Annotated in this window: 16 protein-coding genes; 11 read left to right on the top strand and 5 right to left on the bottom strand. The window is 72.1% G+C overall.

The genetic code is table 11. The features are described 5' to 3' along the window. The first annotated feature begins 356 nt into the window (after nt 1–356). The 5 genes from WME83_RS21365 (at nt 357) to WME83_RS21345 (ending at nt 6,654) form a co-directional block, all read left to right on the top strand. Entirely contained in the window at nt 357–1,682 is a 1,326-nt protein-coding gene (locus WME83_RS21365; RefSeq protein WP_437321138.1) for a hypothetical protein, read from the top strand. A 700-nt stretch (nt 1,683–2,382) separates the two neighbouring features. Further along, entirely contained in the window at nt 2,383–4,575 is a 2,193-nt protein-coding gene (gene ligD / locus WME83_RS21360; RefSeq protein WP_437321137.1) for a DNA ligase D, read from the top strand. Between the two features lie 184 nt (nt 4,576–4,759). Then, entirely contained in the window at nt 4,760–5,392 is a 633-nt protein-coding gene (locus tag WME83_RS21355; RefSeq protein ID WP_437321136.1) for a hypothetical protein, read from the top strand. Between the two features lie 20 nt (nt 5,393–5,412). Then, entirely contained in the window at nt 5,413–6,012 is a 600-nt protein-coding gene (locus tag WME83_RS21350; RefSeq protein ID WP_437321135.1) for an RES family NAD+ phosphorylase, read from the top strand. Nucleotides 6,013–6,228: 216 nt separating this feature from the next. After that, the gene (locus tag WME83_RS21345) at nt 6,229–6,654 is read left to right on the top strand and encodes a hypothetical protein (protein WP_437321134.1); all 426 of its coding nucleotides are present in this window, start codon (nt 6,229–6,231) and stop codon (nt 6,652–6,654) included. Between the two features lie 55 nt (nt 6,655–6,709). Here the strand turns inward: WME83_RS21345 and WME83_RS21340 are convergent, their stop codons facing one another. From WME83_RS21340 to WME83_RS21330, 3 genes are all read right to left on the bottom strand, one after another. Then, entirely contained in the window at nt 6,710–7,723 is a 1,014-nt protein-coding gene (locus WME83_RS21340) for a hypothetical protein (protein WP_437321133.1), read from the bottom strand. Nucleotides 7,724–7,817: 94 nt separating this feature from the next. After that, nucleotides 7,818–8,420 (bottom strand): DUF4360 domain-containing protein, encoded by a 603-nt coding sequence (locus WME83_RS21335; protein ID WP_437321132.1) that lies wholly within the window; start codon nt 8,418–8,420, stop codon nt 7,818–7,820. A 258-nt stretch (nt 8,421–8,678) separates the two neighbouring features. Next, nucleotides 8,679–10,541: a M14 family zinc carboxypeptidase gene (locus WME83_RS21330; protein ID WP_437321131.1), complete on the bottom strand. Its 1,863-nt coding sequence runs from the start codon at nt 10,539–10,541 to the stop codon at nt 8,679–8,681. Between the two features lie 76 nt (nt 10,542–10,617). On the opposite strand from WME83_RS21330, the gene WME83_RS21325 reads away from it, so the two are divergent. Further along, complete coding sequence (locus WME83_RS21325; RefSeq protein ID WP_437321130.1) at nt 10,618–11,664, top strand: extensin family protein; 1,047 nt, start codon at nt 10,618–10,620, stop codon at nt 11,662–11,664. A 59-nt stretch (nt 11,665–11,723) separates the two neighbouring features. Here WME83_RS21325 and WME83_RS21320 read toward each other — a convergent pair whose 3' ends face one another. After that, on the bottom strand, nt 11,724–13,319 hold the full coding sequence (locus WME83_RS21320) for a vWA domain-containing protein (protein ID WP_437321129.1): 1,596 nt from the start codon (nt 13,317–13,319) through the stop codon (nt 11,724–11,726). A 348-nt stretch (nt 13,320–13,667) separates the two neighbouring features. Between WME83_RS21320 and WME83_RS21315 the strand changes: the two genes are divergently transcribed. The 5 genes from WME83_RS21315 (at nt 13,668) to WME83_RS21295 (ending at nt 19,092) form a co-directional block, all read left to right on the top strand. Then, nucleotides 13,668–14,741 (top strand): alpha/beta fold hydrolase, encoded by a 1,074-nt coding sequence (locus WME83_RS21315; RefSeq protein ID WP_437321128.1) that lies wholly within the window; start codon nt 13,668–13,670, stop codon nt 14,739–14,741. 40 nt (nt 14,742–14,781) lie between these two features. Next, nucleotides 14,782–15,843 (top strand): hypothetical protein, encoded by a 1,062-nt coding sequence (locus tag WME83_RS21310; protein ID WP_437321127.1) that lies wholly within the window; start codon nt 14,782–14,784, stop codon nt 15,841–15,843. Beyond that, entirely contained in the window at nt 15,840–16,844 is a 1,005-nt protein-coding gene (locus tag WME83_RS21305) for a zinc ribbon domain-containing protein (RefSeq protein WP_437321126.1), read from the top strand. The genes WME83_RS21310 and WME83_RS21305 overlap by 4 nt, the downstream gene beginning before the upstream one ends. 199 nt (nt 16,845–17,043) lie before the next feature. After that, the gene (locus tag WME83_RS21300; protein WP_437321125.1) at nt 17,044–17,574 is read left to right on the top strand and encodes a pyridoxamine 5'-phosphate oxidase family protein; all 531 of its coding nucleotides are present in this window, start codon (nt 17,044–17,046) and stop codon (nt 17,572–17,574) included. Nucleotides 17,575–17,994: 420 nt separating this feature from the next. Further along, nucleotides 17,995–19,092, top strand: a complete 1,098-nt coding sequence (locus WME83_RS21295; RefSeq protein ID WP_437321124.1) for an AI-2E family transporter — start codon at nt 17,995–17,997, stop codon at nt 19,090–19,092. Between the two features lie 28 nt (nt 19,093–19,120). Here the strand turns inward: WME83_RS21295 and WME83_RS21290 are convergent, their stop codons facing one another. Continuing rightward, on the bottom strand, nt 19,121–20,701 hold the full coding sequence (locus tag WME83_RS21290; protein WP_437321123.1) for a tetratricopeptide repeat protein: 1,581 nt from the start codon (nt 20,699–20,701) through the stop codon (nt 19,121–19,123). Nucleotides 20,702–20,718 lie beyond the last annotated feature (17 nt).

The following is a 20,718-nucleotide window of genomic DNA, read 5'->3' as shown; positions in this document are numbered from 1 at the left end:
CAAAGCGCGGCGCGGCGTTGCCCCGCGCGTCCCAGCGCCCGCTCGCCCGCCCGGCGCCCGCTCGGCGCGCGACCGCCCGCGGGCCGTTGGACGTGCAACCGATGGACGTGCAACGGACCCGTTGGACATCCAACGGCTTGCGAGGCCCGGCGCGCGGGCGCCAGACGGGTGGACGTCAGTCGGTTCATGGCCAGTTCGCACCGTCAGGCCGCGAATTCGAGTACGCGCGAAGCGCGGGAGACGCAAAGGCCTTGGGTCGCAAAGTAAGGTGATTGCCTGAGGGCTCGGCTGACCATCTCCATGGTGCGACGTCGGACCAGGTCCACCTTCTTGACGCGCGCGAATGAGAGCTTAGCTTGCTGAATTTCGCGCTTGCCCTTCGTGGCATAGGCCTCGCATCATGGCTGAGCATGTTCCCCGCAGAGCCCCACCGCGCGGAGGTCCAACTGCTTCACGACGAGGATGAACCTACTTTAATTTTCCGCCGTCCCCCGGCGTCGCTTGCGGGCATGGCGATGCCGGTCGGGGCGACGGCTCCGGTCGAGGCGACTCCAGCCGAGGCGGCTCCGGTCGAGGCGGCGCCGGTGTGGCGTTCCCTGTCGCGCCTGATCGCGCTGAGCGCGGGGGCGGGCCTGGGCTTTGCGGCGGTGCTGGGCGCGCTCGTCTCGCTGCAGCTCGGGGCCGCGGGCTTCGATCTCCGCGGGGGCTCGGCGATCCAGCCTGCGGCGGCTGCGGCGGCCGTCCTGCGCTCCACCGGGGCGGCGGCGCGGGTCGAGGCGCGGGCGAAGGCGGCTGCGCCGCCGGTCCAGGCGCAGGCGGAGGCGGCGGCGCCGCTCATCGATCTCGACGACCGTGCCGACGCGGCGCTCGATCGCTCGGCGGTGATCCCGATCCCCGACGGGATCATCACCATCCCCTCGTCGTTCTCTTCGGCGGATGGGGCTTACGACCTGGTGGTCCATTTCCACGGGATCAACGATGTCGTCCAGACGGGGTTCGAGCGGGCCGGGCTCAACGCGGTCGTGATGATCATCAACATGGGCATCAGCTCGGCGGCGTACGAGACCCGGTTCTCGATCCGCTCCTACCTGCCGGTGCTCCTCGCGAAGGCGCAGACCGCGCTCGAGGCGCGCGGGCTGCGCGACGCCCGGCTCAGGCGCGTCGCGCTCTCGGCGTTCAGCGCGGGGTACGGCGCGGTTCGCGGGCTCCTGAACCAGCCCGGGTTCGCCGACAAGGTCGACGCCGTCCTCCTCCTGGACGGCATCCATACCGGGTACATGCCGATCGACCACAGCCTGGACATGGAGCGTCTCAAGCCGTTCGGGCGATTCGCCGAGCTGGCGGCCGCCGGCAAGAAGCTCATGTCGATCACGCATTCGGAGATCATCCCGGTGGGCGATTACGCCGGCACGCACGAGAGCACGGACGCTCTCCTCAAGCTCACGGGGGCGCAGCGCTCGCCGAGCGCCGGCGCCGATGCGCAGGCGGTCTACGACCTGACCGGGACGTCGGGCGAGGCGAAACCCCGGTTCGCTCCGCTGTCGGAGGCGCACCGGGGGGCGTTCCACGTGCGCGGCTATCCGGGCACCCAGAAGCCGGATCACGTGCGACATCTCACCCGCATGGCGGAGACGGCCGTGCCCGATCTGGTGCGCCACTGGAGCGAGACCCCCGCGCGGTGACGGGCGGAGAGCGCGCGCCCTCGAAGAGGGTGGATTACGGACGACGACGACGCCCGCATCGAGGCGTGTGTCGACCTCCCGACGCTGGAGCGGTGGCACGACCAGGCCATCACCGCGGCGAGCGCCTCGGAGGCGCTGCAGTAGCTCAGCCCGACGTGGGGCCCTGTCGCTCGTCCCGAGGAGCGCGGCTCGACCGCCCACATCGTCTCGGCGCGGCGAGCCGAGCGCCCATGACGGCAAGCGTAACACGGATCCTCTGCACGGATGGGGGCGTCCCCTCGCCGAACCTCAAGTCCGTTCTGTCTCGAGCCGAAGCGTCCGTGCAGCCCTGAGCAGCTGTTCAATCCAGGCCCGCGACGAGCGTGGAAATCCATCACCCTTCGGGACCGCATGTATCCCGCGGCCCAGTGCGTCTCGATGCTCAGGAGCAGAATCCGTGCGCCAGGCGCGTCGCCAAGCCGCGAGCGTGGCAGTTCGCCTCATTCTGGGGCGCGTATGCCGAGCTCAGCTGGACACGCGACGAGATTAAGGAGCCAGGGCGCGGATCGCATTCCGGTATCGAAATTGCTTTTCCGCCAAAAAAAGGCGGTGCGCGACGATGGTCGGACAGAGACAAGCGCGAAGCGCGGCGCGGCGGACTCAGGACGAGCGGCCCCTACCCCCGACAGCCCGCCGTAGACGCGGCGCGACCTCGACGGACGTGGACGGCCTGCGCTCGTCCACCGCGAAGGGACAGGCGGACGGCGCCGCCGCGGCGCCGCGCCGGACGCTGACCTACGCGGATGCGCTCGAGGGCGCGCGGAGAGGGCCGTTCCCGGACGAGGTCGAACCCCAGCTCGCGACGCTCGTCACCGGGCCTCCGCAGGGCGAAGGGTGGCTCTACGAGGTCAAATTCGACGGCTACCGGATGCTCGCGCAGCTCCGCGGCGGCCGCGTGACGCTCCTGACCCGCCGCGGCCAGGACTGGACCGAGCGGTTCGCGAGCGTGCGCGACGACCTCGCTCGGCTGCCAGCCCGCGAAGCGGTGATGGACGGCGAGATCGTCATCGTCGGGCCCGATGGCGTGACCGATTTCCAGGCCCTTCAGAACGCGCTCAGCGACGGAAATGATGGGCGCGAGGGGCGACTGATGTACTTCGTGTTCGACCTGCTCTACCTGGACGGCCGCGATCTCCGCGACTGCGCGCAGGTCACCCGCAAACGGGCGCTCAAGGCGCTGCTGGAGGAAGCGCCCGAGGAAGGCACCCTGCGCTACACGGAGCACCTCGAGGAGGACGGCGCCGCGGTTTTCCAGCACGCGTGCAAGCTCGGGATCGAGGGCGTCATCGCGAAGCGCCCGGAGGCTCCCTACCGGAGCGGGCGCGGGAACAGCTGGCTCAAGGTGAAGTGCGGCAAGCGCCAGGAGTTCGTGATCGTCGGGTTCACCGAGCCGACCGGGGCCCGCCAGGGGCTCGGGGCCATCCTCGTCGGCGTGAACAGGTCAGGCAAGCTCGCCTACGCCGGAAAGGTGGGCACGGGCTTCACGAACAAGACCCTCACGACCCTGCGCAGCCGCCTCGAGTCGATCGAGCGCGCCAAGCCGGCCTTCGCAGGGGCGCCGCGCATGCGCGGCGTGCACTGGGTCGAGCCCAAGCTCCTCGCCGAGGTCCAATTCTCCGCCTGGACGCGCGACGGGCGGCTGCGGCACCCGTCGTTCGAGGGCCTCCGCGAGGACCGAACCCCGGAGTCGGTCACCGTCGAGCGCGAGCAGCCCCCGCCGGCGCCGCCGCCCCGCAAGGCGGCCGGCGCGTCGAGCAAGGCGGTGGGCCCGGCCAGGAGCAAGGGGGCAAGCGCGAAAGCCGGCAAGGCGGTGAGCGCGGCCCTGCGCGAGGCGGCCGGCGCGGCGGGCAAAGGGGCGAGCGTGGCCGCGCGCAGGGCCGCGGGCACGACGCCCGGCAAGGCGGCCGGCGCGGCGGCGAGCGAGGCGCCGGGCAAGGCCCCGCGCGGCGGCCGGGGCGGCGCCGAGAGGATCGAGGTCGCGGGAACGCGGCTGACGAACCCCGACAAGGTGCTCTATCCGGCGCAGGGGATCACGAAGCTCGCTCTCGCCCGGTATTACGCGCAGATCGCCGAGCACATGCTGCCCTATGTCGCAAAGCGGCTGCTCACGCTCGTCCGCTGCCCCGCGGGCCAGGGCAAACCCTGCTTCTTTCAGAGGCACGAGGCCGAGGGGCTCTCGGAGGCCATCCGTCGGACGCTCGTCGAAGAGGACGATGGAAAACGAACGTATCTCTACATCGAGAGCACCGAAGGGCTGGTGTCGCTCGTGCAGATGGGGGCGCTCGAGATGCACATCTGGGGGAGCCGCGTCGACCGGATCGAGCAGCCGGACATGATGGTCTTCGACCTCGACCCGGCGCCGGAGCTCCCCTGGGAGCGCGTGGCCGAGGCCGCGAAGACCGTGCGGCACCTCCTGGAGACGCTGGGGCTGCGGAGCTTCGTCAAGACGACCGGCGGCAAAGGCCTCCACGTGGTGGTCCCGATCGAGGCGCGCAGGCGCTGGGACGAGGTGAAGCCGTTCACGAAGGCCGTGGCCGACGCGCTCGTGCGCTTCGATCCGGCGCGGTACATCGCGACGCTCTCGAAGGCCAAGCGCACCGGCAAGGTCTTCGTCGACTACCTGCGGAACGGGCGCGGCGCGACCGCCGTGGCGCCGTACTCGACCCGCGCGCGCCCCGGCGCAGCCGTGGCGACGCCGCTCTCGTGGGACGAGCTCGACGCGCCGCTCGATCCCGCCTCGTTCACCATCGAGACCGTGCCGCAGCGCCTCGCGACCATCGCAGATCCGTGGGCCGAGCTCCCGACCGTGCGGCAGTCCATCACCAGCGCCATGATGAAGCAGGTCGGGCTCTGACCTCCTCCCGACGTCCCCGGCAAACCCAGGAGCCGGTGAGCACACCGAAGAAGAGAGACACCTGCGACACAACGAATGTACCTTTCACTGACGTTATGTTCAGCGGGGTCGTAATCTCGCAACATGGCGGCGTGCGCTTGGTTGACGATGGCGCGGGCGCGCTGCATCGTCCCCTGCGTCTGTCATGGCCAAGGATCGGGACTCCAGCGCGCTGGCGGAAATTGCAGAGCGACTCCACCAGTTCGACGGTGAGCCGCTGCGGGTCGCGTTTCTGGCGCGCGGCATCGATGCGCTCACCCAGGTCGCCGAGCGGCTCGATCAGCGCGAGCTCGGCGAGGTCGTCGCGTCGCCCAGCAACGCGGACGCCCTGGTGACGGCGCTCACGCGGCCGAGCGCCGTGGGCCTCTTCTCCGCTGCGGATCCGCTCACGCCGGCCCGCCTCCGCGGCCTCCAGGCGAGGGACGCGCTCCTCGCCGCCGAGGGGGGCACGCTCACCGCAGAGGAGGTCGGCGAGGCGCTCCACCTCTCGCCGCAAGCCATCGAGGCGCGGCGCGCCGCCGGGAGGCTGCTGGCGGTGAGCACCGGCCGTCGGGGGCATCTCTACCCCGCATGGCAGTTCGCGGACGACGGCGTGTTGCCGGGGCTGGAGGAGATCCTGGCCCTCCTCGACGACCACCCCCCGCTGGCGAAGGTCCGGTTCTTCCTCTCCGGCAACCACCGCCTCGACGGGGATCGGCCGCTCGACCGGCTCCGCCGCGGCGATCTGGATCCGGTGCGGCTCGCCGCGCGCACGTTCGGCGAGCAAGGCGCGGCCTGAGCGCGCGCCGCGAAGCCGACATGATGACGACGATCGGGCCGCATCCGGACCCGCCCTTCGACTTCGCGACGAGGCCGCTTCCCATCACGATCTTCCGGCGGTGCTGGTTCCGGATCCACGGGCTCGCGCGCGATCCGCTGTACTTCGGCCGCTCGGGCGACAACCGCTTCGACGCCCCGGCCGGCGAGTTCGGGGTGCTGTACGCCGGGAAGGACGAGCATTGCTCGTTCATCGAGGTGTTCGGCCACGCGACCGGCGTGCGCTTCGTGGAGCAAGGCGAGCTCGCCGCGCGCGGGCTCGCGCGCATCGCGCCGCGGCGCCCGCTGCGGCTCGTGAACCTCACGGGAGAGGGGCTCGCGCGCCTCGGGGCCGACGCCCGCCTGACCTCCGGCGAATCCTACGGGGCCGCTCACCGCTGGGCGCTCGCGATCCACGATCACCCGAGGCGACCCGACGGCATCGCCTACGCCGCGCGCCACGATCCGAGCCGCGTCTGCGCCGCCCTCTTCGAGCGCGCCAGCGCGGAGCTCGCGGTGACCCGGCTCGGCTCCCTCGCGGATCCGGCGCACGCGGCGCTCCTCGCCGGGATCCTGGACACCTACAAGTTCGGGCTCGTCTGAGCATCGACGAGCGGGGGGCCGCGCGGCGCCCGAGGCGCTCTGCCGCGCGACGGCGGCGCCGGGCGCGGCGTGGGCGCGCCCGGCGGGAGCCACGCGCGTGCGCGCCGGGCGCGCGCGCGCCGGCACAGCCGGTGCTTCCCGTGAAGACGGGCGCGCTTCGGCGGCGCCACGGCGGGCGGTGGCCACGGCGCGCACGGCCGGGCGGCGGGGGGTTCGATGAAAATCAAGAATCTGCGGCTGGAAACAGGCTATCTCGTGGAGCCCATTGCGCTCCAGAAGGGGCTCGCGATTCACCAGATCCAGATCGCGACGATCGGCGGCGAGGCGTCGTCTCGGGTCCGGCTCTCGCTCGAAGCCAACGTTTGCACGATCGACAGCTTCGGCGAGGCGAAGGCGTGCACGCGGGGGGCGCCGATCCACCTGGAGGCGGACGTGGAGCTCCTCGAGGAGTGCGATGAGAAGCAGCTGCTCGCCCTCAAGTTCGACGGCGGCAGCGGGCCGGCGCTCCGGCTGGCGCTCCTGCCCCTCTGCGGCGCCGTCCAGCAGGCGATCGTGGCGCGGCTCCTCATTTTCGGGGAGAGCGGCGAGCTCAAGGCCATCCTGCCGATGCAGGGATCGTCGGCGGGCTGCGTGGTGGCCTGAGCGAGCGCGCCGCCCTGCGGCGCTGCCGGCGCCTGGAGCCCGGGAAGGGCGTCGCTCAGGAGCCGCGCGGGCCGCCGCCCGGCCCGAAAGGACCGGCCGGCCCGCCGGAGACGCCGTCGGGACCAGCGCCGTGGGGGCCGGGGGCGCCCGGCGGCGCGCCGTAGGCACCGGCGGGAGCGCCGTAGGCGCCGGGCGGGGCCCCCGGAGGCGCACCGTAAGCGCCGGGCTGAGCGCCAGGGAAGGCGCCATACGCGCCCGCGGGAGCGCCGTAGGCGCCGGCCGGACCGGGGGGAGCTCCAGGCGCGCCGTAGGCCGCGGGGACGGCGCCGTAGGCGCCGGGCGGGGCTCCAGGAGGCGCGCCGTAAGCGCCGGGGGGAGCTCCAGGAGGCGCGCCGTAGGCCGCAGCGACAGCGCCGTAGGCGCCGGGCGGGGCTCCAGGAGGCGCGCCGTAAGCGCCGGGCGGGGCGCCAGGAGGCGCGCCGTAAGCGCCGGGGGCAGCGCCGTAGGCGCCCGCGGGAACGCCATAGGCGCCCGCGGGAGCGCCATAAGCGCCGGGGGCAGCGCCAGGGACGCCCGCGGGAACGCCGTAGGCGCCGGGCTGAGCCCCTGGTGCCGCTCCGTGAGCCCCCACCGGCGGATAGCCCCCGAGCGCGGCCGCGGCGGCGGGCCCCTGCCCGGGCGGGTACGCGGCCTCCATGGCGACGCGGCGGGGATTGGCCGGGTCGTAGCGCACCGTGACGATGCACCCCGGCTGGATGCGAGGGGCCGCGAGCACCGACACGAGGGCGACCGTCTCCACCTGATAAGGCGGCATTCCCGGCGGCATCACCTCGAGGAGCAGCTTGAGGCTGTAGGAGTCCTGGGCGCCCATCGACACCTTCATGCCGGTCTCCTGGTACTGCAGCACGCGCGCCGCGCACGATACGCCGACTCGAAGCAGCTCCTGCTGCTCCTGCTGCTGGGCCCGGAGCGGACCGAGGACCTTCTTCCAGACCCCGAAGAGGACCGCCGCAGTGATGCCGAGCGGCACGATGACGCTGAGCGCGATGATCAGCAGGGTGGACGTCATCGGGTCAGCGTACCAGGCCGGCGCCCCGGCGCACCAGGGCGTCGGCGCCCGTCATCGCCGATCGCGCCGCGCGCGTCGGAGCGCCCCGCGTGGCTCAGGGGCAGCGGCGGTACGTGAGGGCATAGTCGATCCGGACCTGCACGTCGGTGGTGTCGTTCGTGAGGACCCCGGAGCTCGACGGCGCGAGGCGGTTCGTGACGTAAAGGCTCGTCTTGATGTTGAGCGGCCGCACCGTGCCGCACTCGGACCAGACCGTGGTCGCGAACGCGTCCGTGCGCGAGAAGTCGTTCGTGAACGGCCCGATCATGCTCCACGTGAGCGGCCCCGAGGTGAGCGGCGAGCCCGAGAAATAATACGATGTCTCGTGGAGCCCCTGGACGCCCGGCTCCAGGTCGGCAAAGCCGCGGTACGTGGCGTCGAAGACGGCCACCTGCCATCCCGGATCGAACCGAAGATCCACGGCCAGCTGGCAGAAAGCACGGTTCGCGGCGCGCGTGGCGCCCGGGCCGGCGTGCGCCTCGAACTGGTCGAAGATGACCGTCAACGCCTTTTGATCCGGCGAGATCACCCCCGCGGCGGAGCCGACGGGACATCCGCTGCCGGCATAGGTGAACGTCTCGATCCGCGCATTCTGCGCCAGCGCCGGAAATGCGAAGAGAAACGCCGAAGAAAAGCCGAACATCCATCGCAGCAACATGCTTGCCCCCCTTTTCATCTTCAGACGACATCGCGTCGCCGTCCGTCGGCGCCCGCGCGCGCGTCACCGCTGTCGCAAGCCAGCCGACATGTCATGACGAGCATGCGATAGGCGCGCGCTCCGCGCAACCTGCGCGGGGCGCCCTCGCGCGGCGCCCGCGCCGCGGATTGACCGGAATCCGTCGAGCGGCGTGAGATCCGCGGGACGCATGGACACTCGACCGGATCCCGGAGCGCAGGCGAGATGCGGAGAAGCGGCTCAGGGCGAGGCGGCGACGCGGAACACCGGGACGAGGTTCACGCGCTCGTCCCAGGAGGGGTGGCGCTGGTAGAAGAAGTCGAGCCGGGCCTTCGCGTCCTTCGCGAACGCGGGATCGCGCAGGCGCGCCTCGAACTCGGCGCGCAGCGCCGGATCCGCGGCCAGCATGCGGCGCGCCTCCTCCTCGGCGACGTAGGCCTCCATGTACTCTTTGCGCTCGAAGGCGGCGTTGAAGAAGCCCCAGGCCACGAGGGAGTCGGGCGCGAGCGGCTCGAGGAGGTGCATGACGAGGGGCGCCCGCGGCTGCGCGATGGGCACGAAGAGCGAGCCGGCCGGCAGATCCTGTCGCTCCGGCCGGAAGGCGCCCTTCAGCTTGACGGGCGTCCGGCCCTCGAAGGACGGCTCGTAGGCCACCGCGTCGGCCCGGAACGCCTCGACGGCGAAGCCGGGGCGCGCCTCGGGCAGGAGCGCGTAACGCACGCCGTGCAGGCGCAGCTTGTCGGCCACCCAGGCCGCGTGCGCCGCCGGGACGACATAGCCGGCGGCGGGCGCGGTGACGGTCCGATCCGGCTCGATTTGGTCGAACAGCGGCACGCGCCAGATCTCCGGGCGGGACTCGTCGTAGCGGGTCCACGTGCCGCCCGAGATCTCCGAGGCGCGCTTCTCGTAGGCGTACCCGCGGAACGGGAAGATGCGCGGGACCGGCCCCGCGCGGTGCGTGAGGGCGAAGGGGGCGCCGGCGAGGCGCGCGGCGGCGGCGTCCGCGCGATCGGCCGCCGCGCGGAGGGCGCCCGCGCCGCCGGCGGCGGCACGTTCAAAGAGCGCCGCGAGCAGGTCATGGACCGCCCGCACGCGCGCGGCGTGCGTGGCCCAGCTGTGCGTCTCGACGAGCACGCCGACGCGGTTGCGGGCGGCGGCGTAGCTCTGCGAGTAGCGCGGCGGCCCCGGCTTGGCCGAGATGCCCGACGCGGGGTCGTCGTCCTCGCGGAACGACGGGTAGAACGGGAGCGGCAGGTGACCGAGCGCCGAGAGGCGCGCCTGGAGCGCCTCGGAGAGCTCGCGCGCCGCAGCGTCGAGGCCGCCGGGGTGCGGCGCCGACGGCTCGACGATGACCGCGACGTCGTGCTGGAACTTCGCGCCGTCGGTCGTGTGCAGGTCGACCTGGACCACGGGATCCCAGGCGTCGAGGAGCGCCAGCATCGCCCGCATCTCGGGCGCCTCGGCCTTCATGTAATCGCGGTTCAGGTTGAGGTTCTGGCCGGTGGTGCGGAAACCCATCTCCTCGGGGCCGCGCTGGTTGGGCCGCTGGTTCCGGCGGAAGCGCTCGTGGCCGTCGACGTTGAACACGGGCACGAAGAGCGCCGTGGTCGCGGCGAGGGCGCCGGGCGCCATGGCGCCGTCGAGCAGCTCGCGGAGCGCCCAGAAGCCGCCGTCCTTGCCGTCGATCTCGCCGGCGTGGATGCCCCCCTGGAACAGGATCACCGGGCGTCGCTTCGCCCGCGCCGCGGCGGGGTCGAGCGCGCCGTCGTCGGAGGCGGCGATCGCGAGCATGGGCCTACCCTCGGGCGTCGTGCCGAAGCGGACGCAGCGGGCGCGGCCCGGGTAGGCTTGCTCGAAGCCGGCGCACAGCCGCTCGACCTCGGCGTAGCGGCCGGTGCGCTCGAAGCCGGTCCGCTCGGCCTCCGTGACGAGCGAGGGGGGCAGTACGCGCGGGATGACGGGCGCCGGCGCGAGCGCGGGTCGACCGGCGGCCGGATCCGCCGGCGAGCCGGGCGCCGGGGCCTGGCAGGCCGCGAGCAGCGAGATCAGCGCGATTCCACGGGAAATGACGCGGCCAGCGAGCGCGGCGCGGGGGCGTGACATCGCGGGAGTCGACCAAATTCCGCGGTCAACGGCAAGGCGTGCTCCCATCGTCGGGCGCGAGGTAAGCTCGCCCAGGATGAGCGCGCTCCCTTCCCGCCGTGCGCTGGCCCTCGGAGCGGCCCTGATCGGGGGCGCGGCGCTGCTCACCCCGCTCGGCATCGCGTCGCTGCGGCGCGCCGAGGCGGAGCGGGGCGAGGCGCCGGCCGGGTCGGCGGCGGCGCCCGGGCCGGGGGCCGCGGCGGCGGTGCCCGGGGACGGCGGGGCGCTCCCGGCCGACGGCGAGGCCGGCTCGCTGGCCGACGGCGGGGCGCGCCTCTCGGACGGCGGCAGGGACGCGGGCCCGGCGCTGTTCGAGAAGCCCGTGTGGTCGGAGGCGTCGCGCGCGGCCACCTACGGGGGGCTCTCGAGCGACGCGTGCGACCGCGAGCTGAAGCGCCGCGGGATCCCCCACGCCCCGGCGCCGCGCGGCGCCCCGCTGGTCGACCGGCCGGTCCGGATCACCGGCGCGCTGCGCGGGGTGACGTTCCGCGGCGACGGCGTGGCGAAGCCGCGGTCGACCTCGGTCTTCGACATCGCCGATTGCCGGCTGGTCCTCGCGCTCGACGACCTCGCCGCCTTCCTCGCGACGCGCGGGATCGCCGAGGTGGTGCACGTCAGCATCCACCGGCCCGCGCCCGCCGGCACGGCCGCGTCGAAGCCGAAGAAGCCGAAGAAGGCGCAGAAGGCGCCCGCGAAGCGGCCGGCGGGCACGAAGACCCCGAAGGGCGCGGCCAAGGCGGCGAAGCCGGGCGCGCGCGCCCCGCAGAAGCCGGCGGCGGCGCCGGCGCGGCCCAGCCAGCACGCGCTCGGGCTCGCCATCGACGTGGCCGCCCTCGTGAAGGCCGACGGCGCGCGGCTCGACGTGAAGGCCGACTGGCACGGCGCCATCGGCGCGCCGCCGTGCGGCCCGGGGTCGGAGCCGAAGGAGCCCACGCCCCAGGCCGTCGAGCTGCGGGAGATCATCTGCGCCGTCCACGCGAGCGGGCTGTTCAACGTCGTGCTGACGCCCAACGCGAACGAGGCGCACGCGGACCACTTCCACTTCGATATCAAGCGAGACGCGCGCTACTTCCTGCTGGAGTGAGCCGCCGCGCGCGGGCGGCGCCGCTCGCGCGCCGTCTCTTCGGCTCCCGTAGAGGGCGCTCAGTACAGCGGGTGGAGCGCGATCAGCTCCGCGATCTCGTCGAGCTCCGGATCGCCGCCCGGGTTCGCCGCGAGCACCTGCTCGCGCGCCGCGCGCAGCGCTTCGGTCGAGCTGCTCTTGAGCGCCTCGGCGTAGGCCACGATGGCCTTGCCCTTGACGAGCTGCTCCTTGCTCCCCGCGACGAGCTCCGCGAGGGTCGCCTCGTGGCTCGCCTCCTTCGGCTCATGGGTGAGCGGCGTCTGCCACCGCGCGCGCACCGTCAGGGGGTCGGCGTCGTTGATCACGCCGGGATCGCACCCGCGCACGAGCTGGTTGAAGATCATCGCGTCGCCCGGCGCGAGGTGCTGCGGCTCTACCTCCTGGGGATCGGTCGAGTACTCCTCGCCATAGAACTTCTCCATCTTGAAGTACCACGGCAAGGTGAGCTCCACCTGCACGCCGCGGGCTGCCACCTCCATCACTTCGTCGAAGCGATCCCGGAACATGTGGAACGCCTCCTCCACGTCGTCGAGGTAGACATAGGCGCCGCGCCCCTTGTCGGTCACGGTATCCATGAGCCCATCGTTGTAGCCCAGCGCCGGCCCCGTCCCCACGCCGACGAGGTAGATGGCCTCCTTGTCGGCGTCCTCCGCGTGCCGCGCGATGAGATCCGCAGAGGTGATTCCCACGTTGGCGCCGCCGTCGCTGACCAGGATCACCCGGTTGATCCGGCCCTCCTCGTAGTGCTCCTGCGCGAGCTGATACCCGACCCGGAGGCCATTCTCGAGATCGGTGCCGCCGCTCGCGGAGAGCGCGTCGGCCGCCTCGAGCAGCGCGGGGTCGTCCGGGCCGCTCACCACGTGACCGCTCAGGATCACCGAGTTGGTGGTGTTCCACGTGACCATGTTCACGACGTCGCCCTCGGACAGGCTCGCGGCGACGGCGCGCACCGTAGCCCTCTCGCGCTCCATCGGCTCGCCTTCCATCGAGCCGGAGGTATCGAGGACGAACGTGACCGCGACGGGGCGGCGCGGGGCCGGCGGGTCGAACGCGCGGACGCCGATCTGCAGCGTGTAGGTCCCCGCCTCCTCGCCGGGCTCGATCTGGGGCTCGACGCGGAGCTCGCCCTCGTCCGGCGCGGCGTAATCGATGCGGTAGTAGTTGAGGAACTCGTACGTGCGCACCTGCCACGGCTCCGGCGCGAAGCCCGCGCGGAGGAGCTCGCGCGCATGCACCGGCGAGCTCATCGAATTGGAGTCGTCGGACGACACGTACAGGACCACGGGCTGGCTCGAGTCGAGCCCCTCGCAGGTGAACGCCGCAGGAGCCCCGGCGTCCTCGCCCGGCGAAGGCACCGGCGGGTCGGCCAGGGCGTCGCTCCCGCCGCCCGCGCCGCTGCTCACGCCGGAGCCGGCGCCGCTGCTCACCCCGGAGCCGGCGCCGCTGCTCGCGACGCCGTCGCCGCGGGGCGGCTCCGGGGAGGGATCCGCGGGGCCAACGAATCCCCCGGACTCGGAGGCATCATTCACGGTGCAGGCGACGAAGCCGGCGCCGCCGAGGAGGACCACCGATACGGCACGAAGATAGAGAGACATCGCAGCGGGAACGGTTCGCACAGGCATCCTCCTCCGCGATGCGACCGCATCGCGCCCGGGGCGACCCGCCGAGCAACCCGGATGCCGCGCGCGCGACGCCGTCCGGCCGCCGCCCCGATGCGCAACGCCGCCGGCCCGAATGCTCGCGCGGACCGCACGGCCCGAACCACGGTCGCCAGCGCTACGGCCGCATAAATCCCATGACATCGTTGTCCGGTCCGCGTCCCAGCATGGCGCATGCTGGCGTCACTCGACCCACATCGAATGCGAAACAGGCTTCGCGGGGGGCTGAAGCCGCCCACGACGAAGAGAAGGACGGGCGTGCAATCTGGACAGACGCGGTTCTTCGTGCGACTTTTTGGAAAGAACATGTCGATCCGGTGTCGCAGCCATGTTCGCAGCTTTTCCGCAGGCGAGGTGCACTGGGAGGAGTGGAGCCCTCCCCGGAATGGCGACCCGGACAGGCGCACCGTGGTCCTGGTGCACGGCCTGTCCGATAGCTGTAGGACCTGGAACCGGCTCGCGCCCGCGCTCGCGGCCGGCGGGCGCCGGGTCGTCGCGCTCGACCTGCCCGGCCACGGACACTCGGCCCGTCCGGACGCTCCCTACACGGTCGCCTGGTACGCGAGCGTGGTCGCGGAATGGATCCGCGCCCTCGGGCTCAGCGATTTCGATCTGATCGGGCACTCGTTCGGCGGCAGCGTCTCGATGTGCGTGGCGATCGAGCGGCCGGGGCGCGTGCACCGCCTCGGGCTGGTCGCCGCGGGCGGCATCGGGAGCGAGGTCGCGCTGCCGCTGCGCTTCGCCGCGGTGACAGGGCTGCTGGAGCTGGCCGCGCCGGTGCTCATGGGCGTCGGCACCCACGCGGGCATGCTGGTGCTCGGCGGCAACTTCAACGCGGAGGAGCGCCGGCACCTCGCCCGCGTGAACGCGCGGCCCGGCACGGCCCGCGCCCTGTCGCGCACGCTCCGCCACGCGATCGATCTGCGCGGCCAGCGCGAGCACCTCATGGACATCGCGCACCGGATCCCGGAGATACCGCCGGTGGCCGTCTACTGGGGCGAGCGCGATCCCGTGATCCCGGTGCGCCACGCGTCGGACATCGACCGCTACCTGGAGGGCGTGGCGGTGCGCCGCTTCGCCAAGGCGGGGCACTACCCGCACCGGGAAGCGGTGGCCGATCTCGCCCCCGAGCTGCTCCGCTTCCTCGACGAGCCTCGGCCTGCGCCGCGCCTGCGCGCCGGGGCGCGCGCGCCCCGCGCTGCCGCCGCGGCGGTCGCGGCGCCGGCCAGCCCGCGGTGGCAGCCGTGGGCGGACGCCCCGGTCCGGCAATGGGCGATGCGCTCGCTCTCACCGCTGCTCCGGCAAACACCGCAGCAGGACCCCGACAACTCCGTATCTCCCGCCGACCTCGGGAGCCGGCCGCCGCCCGTCCCCTGCTGACGGCGCGCGGCCCCGCCGGCGCCGCGCCGCCCCTTCCCTGTTGACGCGCCGCCCCCGGGTGCGGTTCTCTCGGGCGCCGGTGCAACTCGAATGTGAGACCTGCGGCGCCTCGCTGCGCGTCGAAGCGGACCAGCGGACCGCAGCGTGCCCCTACTGCGCGTCGCCCTCGGTGGTGGAGCGGCCGCCCTCGAACGACCGGCCATCGCCGCACTTCGTGCTCGGGTTCACCATGGCCAGGGAGAGCGCGCAGGGCGCCGTCACGGCGTGGCTCGGCAAGCGGAGCCTCTTCGTGCAGTCGAGCGTCAAGAAGGGCACGATCGACGCGATCCGCGGCGTCTACACGCCCGCGTACCTGTACTCGGCGATGGCGCAGACGCGCTACGCGGCGCAGATCGGCGAGAATTACCAGGAGACCGAGACGTACACGACGACCGACGACAAGGGGAACACCGTCACCCGCACGCGCGTCGTCACGAGGACCGAGCACCGGCACCTCGAAGGCCAGCGCGCCACCTACGTCATGGATGTGCTCGTCGTGGCGTCCCGCGCCGTCCAGAACGCCGAGCTCGAGGCGATCGAGCCGTTCGACCTCCGCACGATGCGGCGCTACACGCCCGCGGTGCTGAGCGGCTGGGTCGCCGAGGAGCCGACCATGACGCAGGCGGAGTGCTACGCCCTCGCGCGGCGGGAGGCGCTCGAGAAGGTCGGCCGCGACCTCCCGGGCTTCCTGCCCGGGGACAGCCACCACGGCCTCACCCACGAGACGCTGCTCGACCAGGAGACGCTCGAGCTCATCTACGTGCCCCTCTGGGTGCTCGCGATCCGGCACGACCCGCGCAAGCCGCCCTTCCGGGTCCTCATCAACGGCCAGACCGGCGCCATCCACGGCAAGGCGCCCCTCTCCTGGGTCAAGATCGCCCTCGCCGCGCTGCTCGCGATCCTGCTCCTCGCGGCGCCGTTCGTCCTGGCCGCGGCCCGCGACCGCGGCCCGGCCGAGCGGCGCGGCGTCGCGCGGCCGCCGGCACCCGCCGCCGCGCCCGCGCCGGCCGAGCGCGCCCGTCCCGGCGGGACCAGGCCCACCCCGACCGGAGGGGCGCGATGAGCATGAGCGTGGGCGTCTCGCCGGCCGCGGCGCGGTGCTGCGCGCGCTGCCAGGGGCCGCTGGAGTCGGGCGACCTGCGCTGCGCCGTCTGCGGCCTCGCCGCGCCGCAGGACCGCGGCCCGGCCCCGCCGCCGGTGCAGGTGCTGCGGTGCACCGAGTGCGGCGCCGCGGTGGCGTACTCGGCCGAGGCGCAGGCGCCGAAGTGCCGCTTCTGCGGCGCGGTCACGCGGCTGGAGCAGCCGGTCGACCCAGTCGACCAGGCCGACTGGCTGCTCCCGTTCGGGGTGCCTCCCGCGCAGGCCGACCAGGCGCTGCGGCGGTGGATGTCGACGCTCGGCTTCTTCCGGCCGTCGGACCTGTCGCAGGCGGCGACCGTGGAGGGGCTGCGCCCGATCTGGTGGGCGGGCTGGCTCGTCAACGCGGACGCGGTGGTGAGCTGGACGGCGGACTCGAACGCGGGCGCCCGGCGGAGCGCCTGGGCCCCGCACGCCGGACAGACGCAGCTGCCGTTCCGCAGCCTGCTCGTGTCCGCGTCGCGCGGGCTGTCGCTCGACGAGGCCCGGGAGCTCGCGCCGCGCTTCCGGCTCGACCCGGTGGTGCCGGTCGCGCAGCGGACCCAGCGGCAGCTCGGCCCCGAGGACGCGGTGCTGGAGCAGTTCGACGCCCAGCGCTCGGCGGCGCGGAAGATCGTCAGCGAGCGGATCGCCGCGGCCGCGGAGGAGGCGCTGAAGCAGGGCGTGATCCCCGGGTCCACCTTCCGCAATGTGCACGTGGCGGTGCTCCTGCGCGCGCTCGAGACGCGCCGGGTGGCGCTGCCCTCGTACGTGCTCGCCTACCGCTACGAGGGGCGCAGCTACCGCGCCGTCGTGCACGGCCAGGACGCGAGCTGCGTCACGGGCACGGCGCCGATCGCGTGGGGCAAGGTGGCGCTCGTGGTCGTCGGCGCGCTCGCGCTGCTCGTGATCGTCGTCGCGGCGCTCGCGCTCACGCGCGCTGGGTAGCTCGCCAGCGCCGCGCGACAGCCCTCCTTCGCTGCGCAGAGCGGCGGCTACGGCGCGCGGGCCGCGCCGAAGGCTGTGGCGGAATGCCTCTCGCGCACGCTGGGTGCGGCACAACAGGGCCGTTCATCGCGCGATCTCGCGGGTAAGCCAGGCATGGTCCGGATCTCGCAACTACCGGCGGGGCTCAACGGAGGAGACCATGGAAACTGGGTCACGAGAGAAGCTGCTGGAGATCCTCAAGAAGTTCCGGAATGCCATGCTCGTCACGCAGGCCGGCCACGGGGCGCTGCGGGCGCGCCCCATGGCGCTGATGAAGGTCGACGACGGCACCGGGGACATCTGGTTCATGACGAGCATCGACTCGGGCAAGATCGACGAGATCGAGTCGAACCCGGAGGTGAACGTGACGCTCCAGGAGGAGCGCCGCTTCCTGTCGCTCTCGGGTCGCGCGTCGATCGTGAGGAGCCGGGCGAAGATCGAGGAGCTGTGGTCGGAAGAGGCCAAGGTCTACTTCCCGAAGGGCAAGGACGACCCCCACCTCGCGCTCATCCACGTGACCCCGCGCGAGGGCGAGTACTGGGACAACCAGGGCACGGCCGGGCTCAGGTTCCTGATCGAGGCGGTCAAGGCCTACGTCACCGGGACGACCCCGAAGACCGACGCCAGCCAGCACGCCGCGGTGCCGCTGAACGGCGGGCCGACGAGCGACGGCCGGGTGGCCGCGCGGTAAGCGCTCTCCAGCGAGGCGGGGAGCGCTGCGCCGGCTCGCTCTGGCGCACCGCTCCGACGCGTATGCGGCCGACGTGGCGCGGCGCCGCATGCGACATCGCGCCCCACTGCCTTTGCGGCGCTCCTGAGTCTGTCCCCCCTCCCCTCAGCATCGAATCGCGCGCGTAGCAGATCGCTCCGCCGCGTGCAGGCTGGCCCCACCTCCACGATTCCGCGCGAGGAACGAACGCCGCGCCGCGCGCGGCGAGCGCGCGAATCCAGCGGACGCGGCGAGGCCGCGAGCGACGGCGCGCCGGGGGGACCAGCGGGACGGAGCGTGGCGCATCCCTTGCTTTTCGTGGAATTGCGCCGTGCTCACCTTCTGAGAGGGACGTGACGCGGGAACCCGGCAGCAGCGAGGTCAGGCATGGGGATCTTCACGATGTCTCGTCGAGCTCAGATGATCATGGTCGCGGCGGCGGCGGTCGTTGTCATCGTGGGGTTACGCTACGCCGAGCCGTTCCTCGTGCCGGTGCTGTTCGGGATCGCGCTCGCGGCCATCTCCTCGCCGATCGCGAGCTGGGTGACGCGGCGGGGGCTCCCCCCGGCCGTCGGGGCGCTGGCCGCGCTCGTGGTCGACCTCGCGATCCTGGCCTTCGTGGGGGCGGTGGTCACGATCGCCGGGGTGGAGCTGGAGGAGAAGGTGCCGGCCTACCTGGCGCGCGCCTCCGAGATCACCGTGACGATCGCCGCGACGCTCACGGAGCGCGGGCTGCCGGTGAACCCGGAGTTCCTGTCCAAGACGCTGCACACGGCGTCGCTGGTGCCGCTGCTCGGCGGGGCCGCGGTGACGGTCGCCAGCGCGGCGTCGAACCTGGGGATGGTGCTCCTCGTCGTCTTCTTCGCGCTCTGCGAGTTCGCGGGCGCCGGCGCGAAGCTCCGGGCGGTGATCGCGGACCCGGGCCGCGGGCTCGAGCACGTCGACCGCATCGTGCGCGAGGTGAAGAAGTACCTGCTCGTGAAGACGCTGACGAGCCTGCTCGTCGCGGTGCTCGCCTACGTGATGCTGGTCCTCCTGGACGTGGATCTGGCGCTCCTCCTGGCGTCGAGCCTGTTCGTCCTGCACTTCATCCCGAACATCGGCGCGGCGGTGGCGACGATCCCGGCCGTGCTCGCCGCGCTGGCGAGCCAGGGGCCCGGGACCGCGGCGGTCGTGGCGATCGGGTATCTGCTCATCAACCTGCTGGTGGGCAATGTGCTGGAGCCGCGGGTCCTCGGGCGGACGCTGGGGCTGTCGCCGCTCGCCGTGCTGCTCGGGATGCTGTTCTGGGGCTGGCTCTGGGGGCCGTCGGGGGCGCTGCTGTCGGTGCCGATCATGATGGTGGCGAAGATCACGCTGGAGAACGTGGAGGGGCTGTCGTGGATCGCGCGCATCATGGAGCCGGCGCCGGAGGAGCACGAGGCGGCGCCGGCGAGCGACGAGGCGCCGCCGCCGTCGCTCCTGCGGCCCAGCGTGGCGGGGGCGCGGCGATCGGGGTGAACGAGGTTGTGCCGGGCTGCCCAGCGGACTACCGTGCGTTCGCGGCGGAGAGGCTCTCCAGCACGCGCAGGATCTCCTTCACTTCAGGAAGATGCGCGGCTTCCAATCTCTCAAGAATTTCGACTCCCTGTCGTACGAGCGCCAAGCCACGTTCGATTCGCCCTTGATCGGCCTCCAGTAGGCCAAGTGAAACAAGCGAAGTCGCATGATTTTCTTTGGCACCGAGCGCCTCGCTGAGCTCTAGGGATTCGCTCCACAGCTCTTGAGATTTCTTACGATTTCCTTCAAGCAAGGCGACGGTAGCGAGACCCTGAAGTGTCATCAAGCGATAGATCGGATTCCCTATCTCGTCAGCGATTCGTAGGGCTTCGTGCAATAGTTCTCGTGCCACGGAATAGTTACTCTCGCGATACGCAATAATTGCGAGCTGCTGCAATGATTGAAATCGACCATTCCGGTCCCCGAGCTTATCGCTGATCGCCAGCGACTCGCGGGCCAGGTCGCGCGCTCTCGCGTGGTTGCCCATGCGACCCTCAAGGAGCGACAGCTGGTAAAGGGAGCTAAATATTCCTAGCTGATCTCCGAGATCTTCGCTGAGTTTTAGCGATTCTGCCGCCAGTCTTAGTGCTTCAGAATTATTGCCCGAACGCTCCTGAAAAAACGACAGCTGGCGCAACGATGCGGCCCGGTTCTTTTGGTCTTCTGGCTCTTTGAGGAGATCCATCGCCTCTCGCTCGAGGCGCTGTGCGTCGGCAAAATCGCCTTGCACTCTGCGGATATGTGCAATCTCGTTGAGGAGTCCTCCCCTCATATATCGATCTTCTGCCTCTTTGCAAAGCTCCAGCGCCGCGTAAAAACGCGCGAGCGCCTCATCGAATCGACCACGTATCCGGAAGAGCAACCCATCCAGGTGCACACGTCGAGCATCGTGGTCTCGGGCGTCTGGATGTTTCATGTCGTACTGTGCGAGCAAATCCGCTGACCGGTCAACATGGCCGAAGATTGCGGCCTCATGTGCGAGGGACAGCATGTCGTTCGGTGTGTTCGTCGCACCTAGGCTGAGGCGGACCGTCGATCCGGAAGTCGCCGTCGGTGAGCGGAGGGCCTGCTCCAGGAGCGGCTCCGCCCCCTCGTTCGGCTCATTCGGGAGCCAGAGCCCGGCGAAATCGCAGAAGTCCGGCGCGTCCCGCTGCAGGGCCAGCGCAGCCGCGGGATGGACCACCAGCACCCAAGGAAGAGCGAACCGCCGCGCGAACTCGTCCCGATGCACGTTGAGCTCGGCGGAGATCCTGGCGGCATCGCGCGACTCCTCAAGGTGCGTGAGCATGAGCACCGAGGCCTCGGCTGGAGCCGGACACACCTCTTCGATCTGGGTGCGAACCGGTCGAGCACCGAGTGAATCGAGCCTCGCGAGACAGAGACTTGGCACAGCTGCGCGCGTCGCGGCGGCGAGCGCTTCACGGTGCGCAGGGTGCCTGATCTCCACGACGGCAAGCGCGAAGCCCGCCCCCACGGACCACTCGACGAAGCGCCGGTAAGCGGCCCCGCGGTCAGGTCCGAGGATCTGCTCGAAGGTGCCGAGCTCTGCGGTCGCCGCTTCGCCGCCCAACCCGGCGGGCTCCTCTG

The organism is Sorangium sp. So ce385 (assembly GCF_051474135.1).
In the GTDB taxonomy this organism is placed as follows: Bacteria; Myxococcota_A; Polyangia; order Polyangiales; family Polyangiaceae; genus Sorangium; species Sorangium cellulosum_D.
This window is presented reverse-complemented; position numbering and strand designations above follow the sequence as displayed.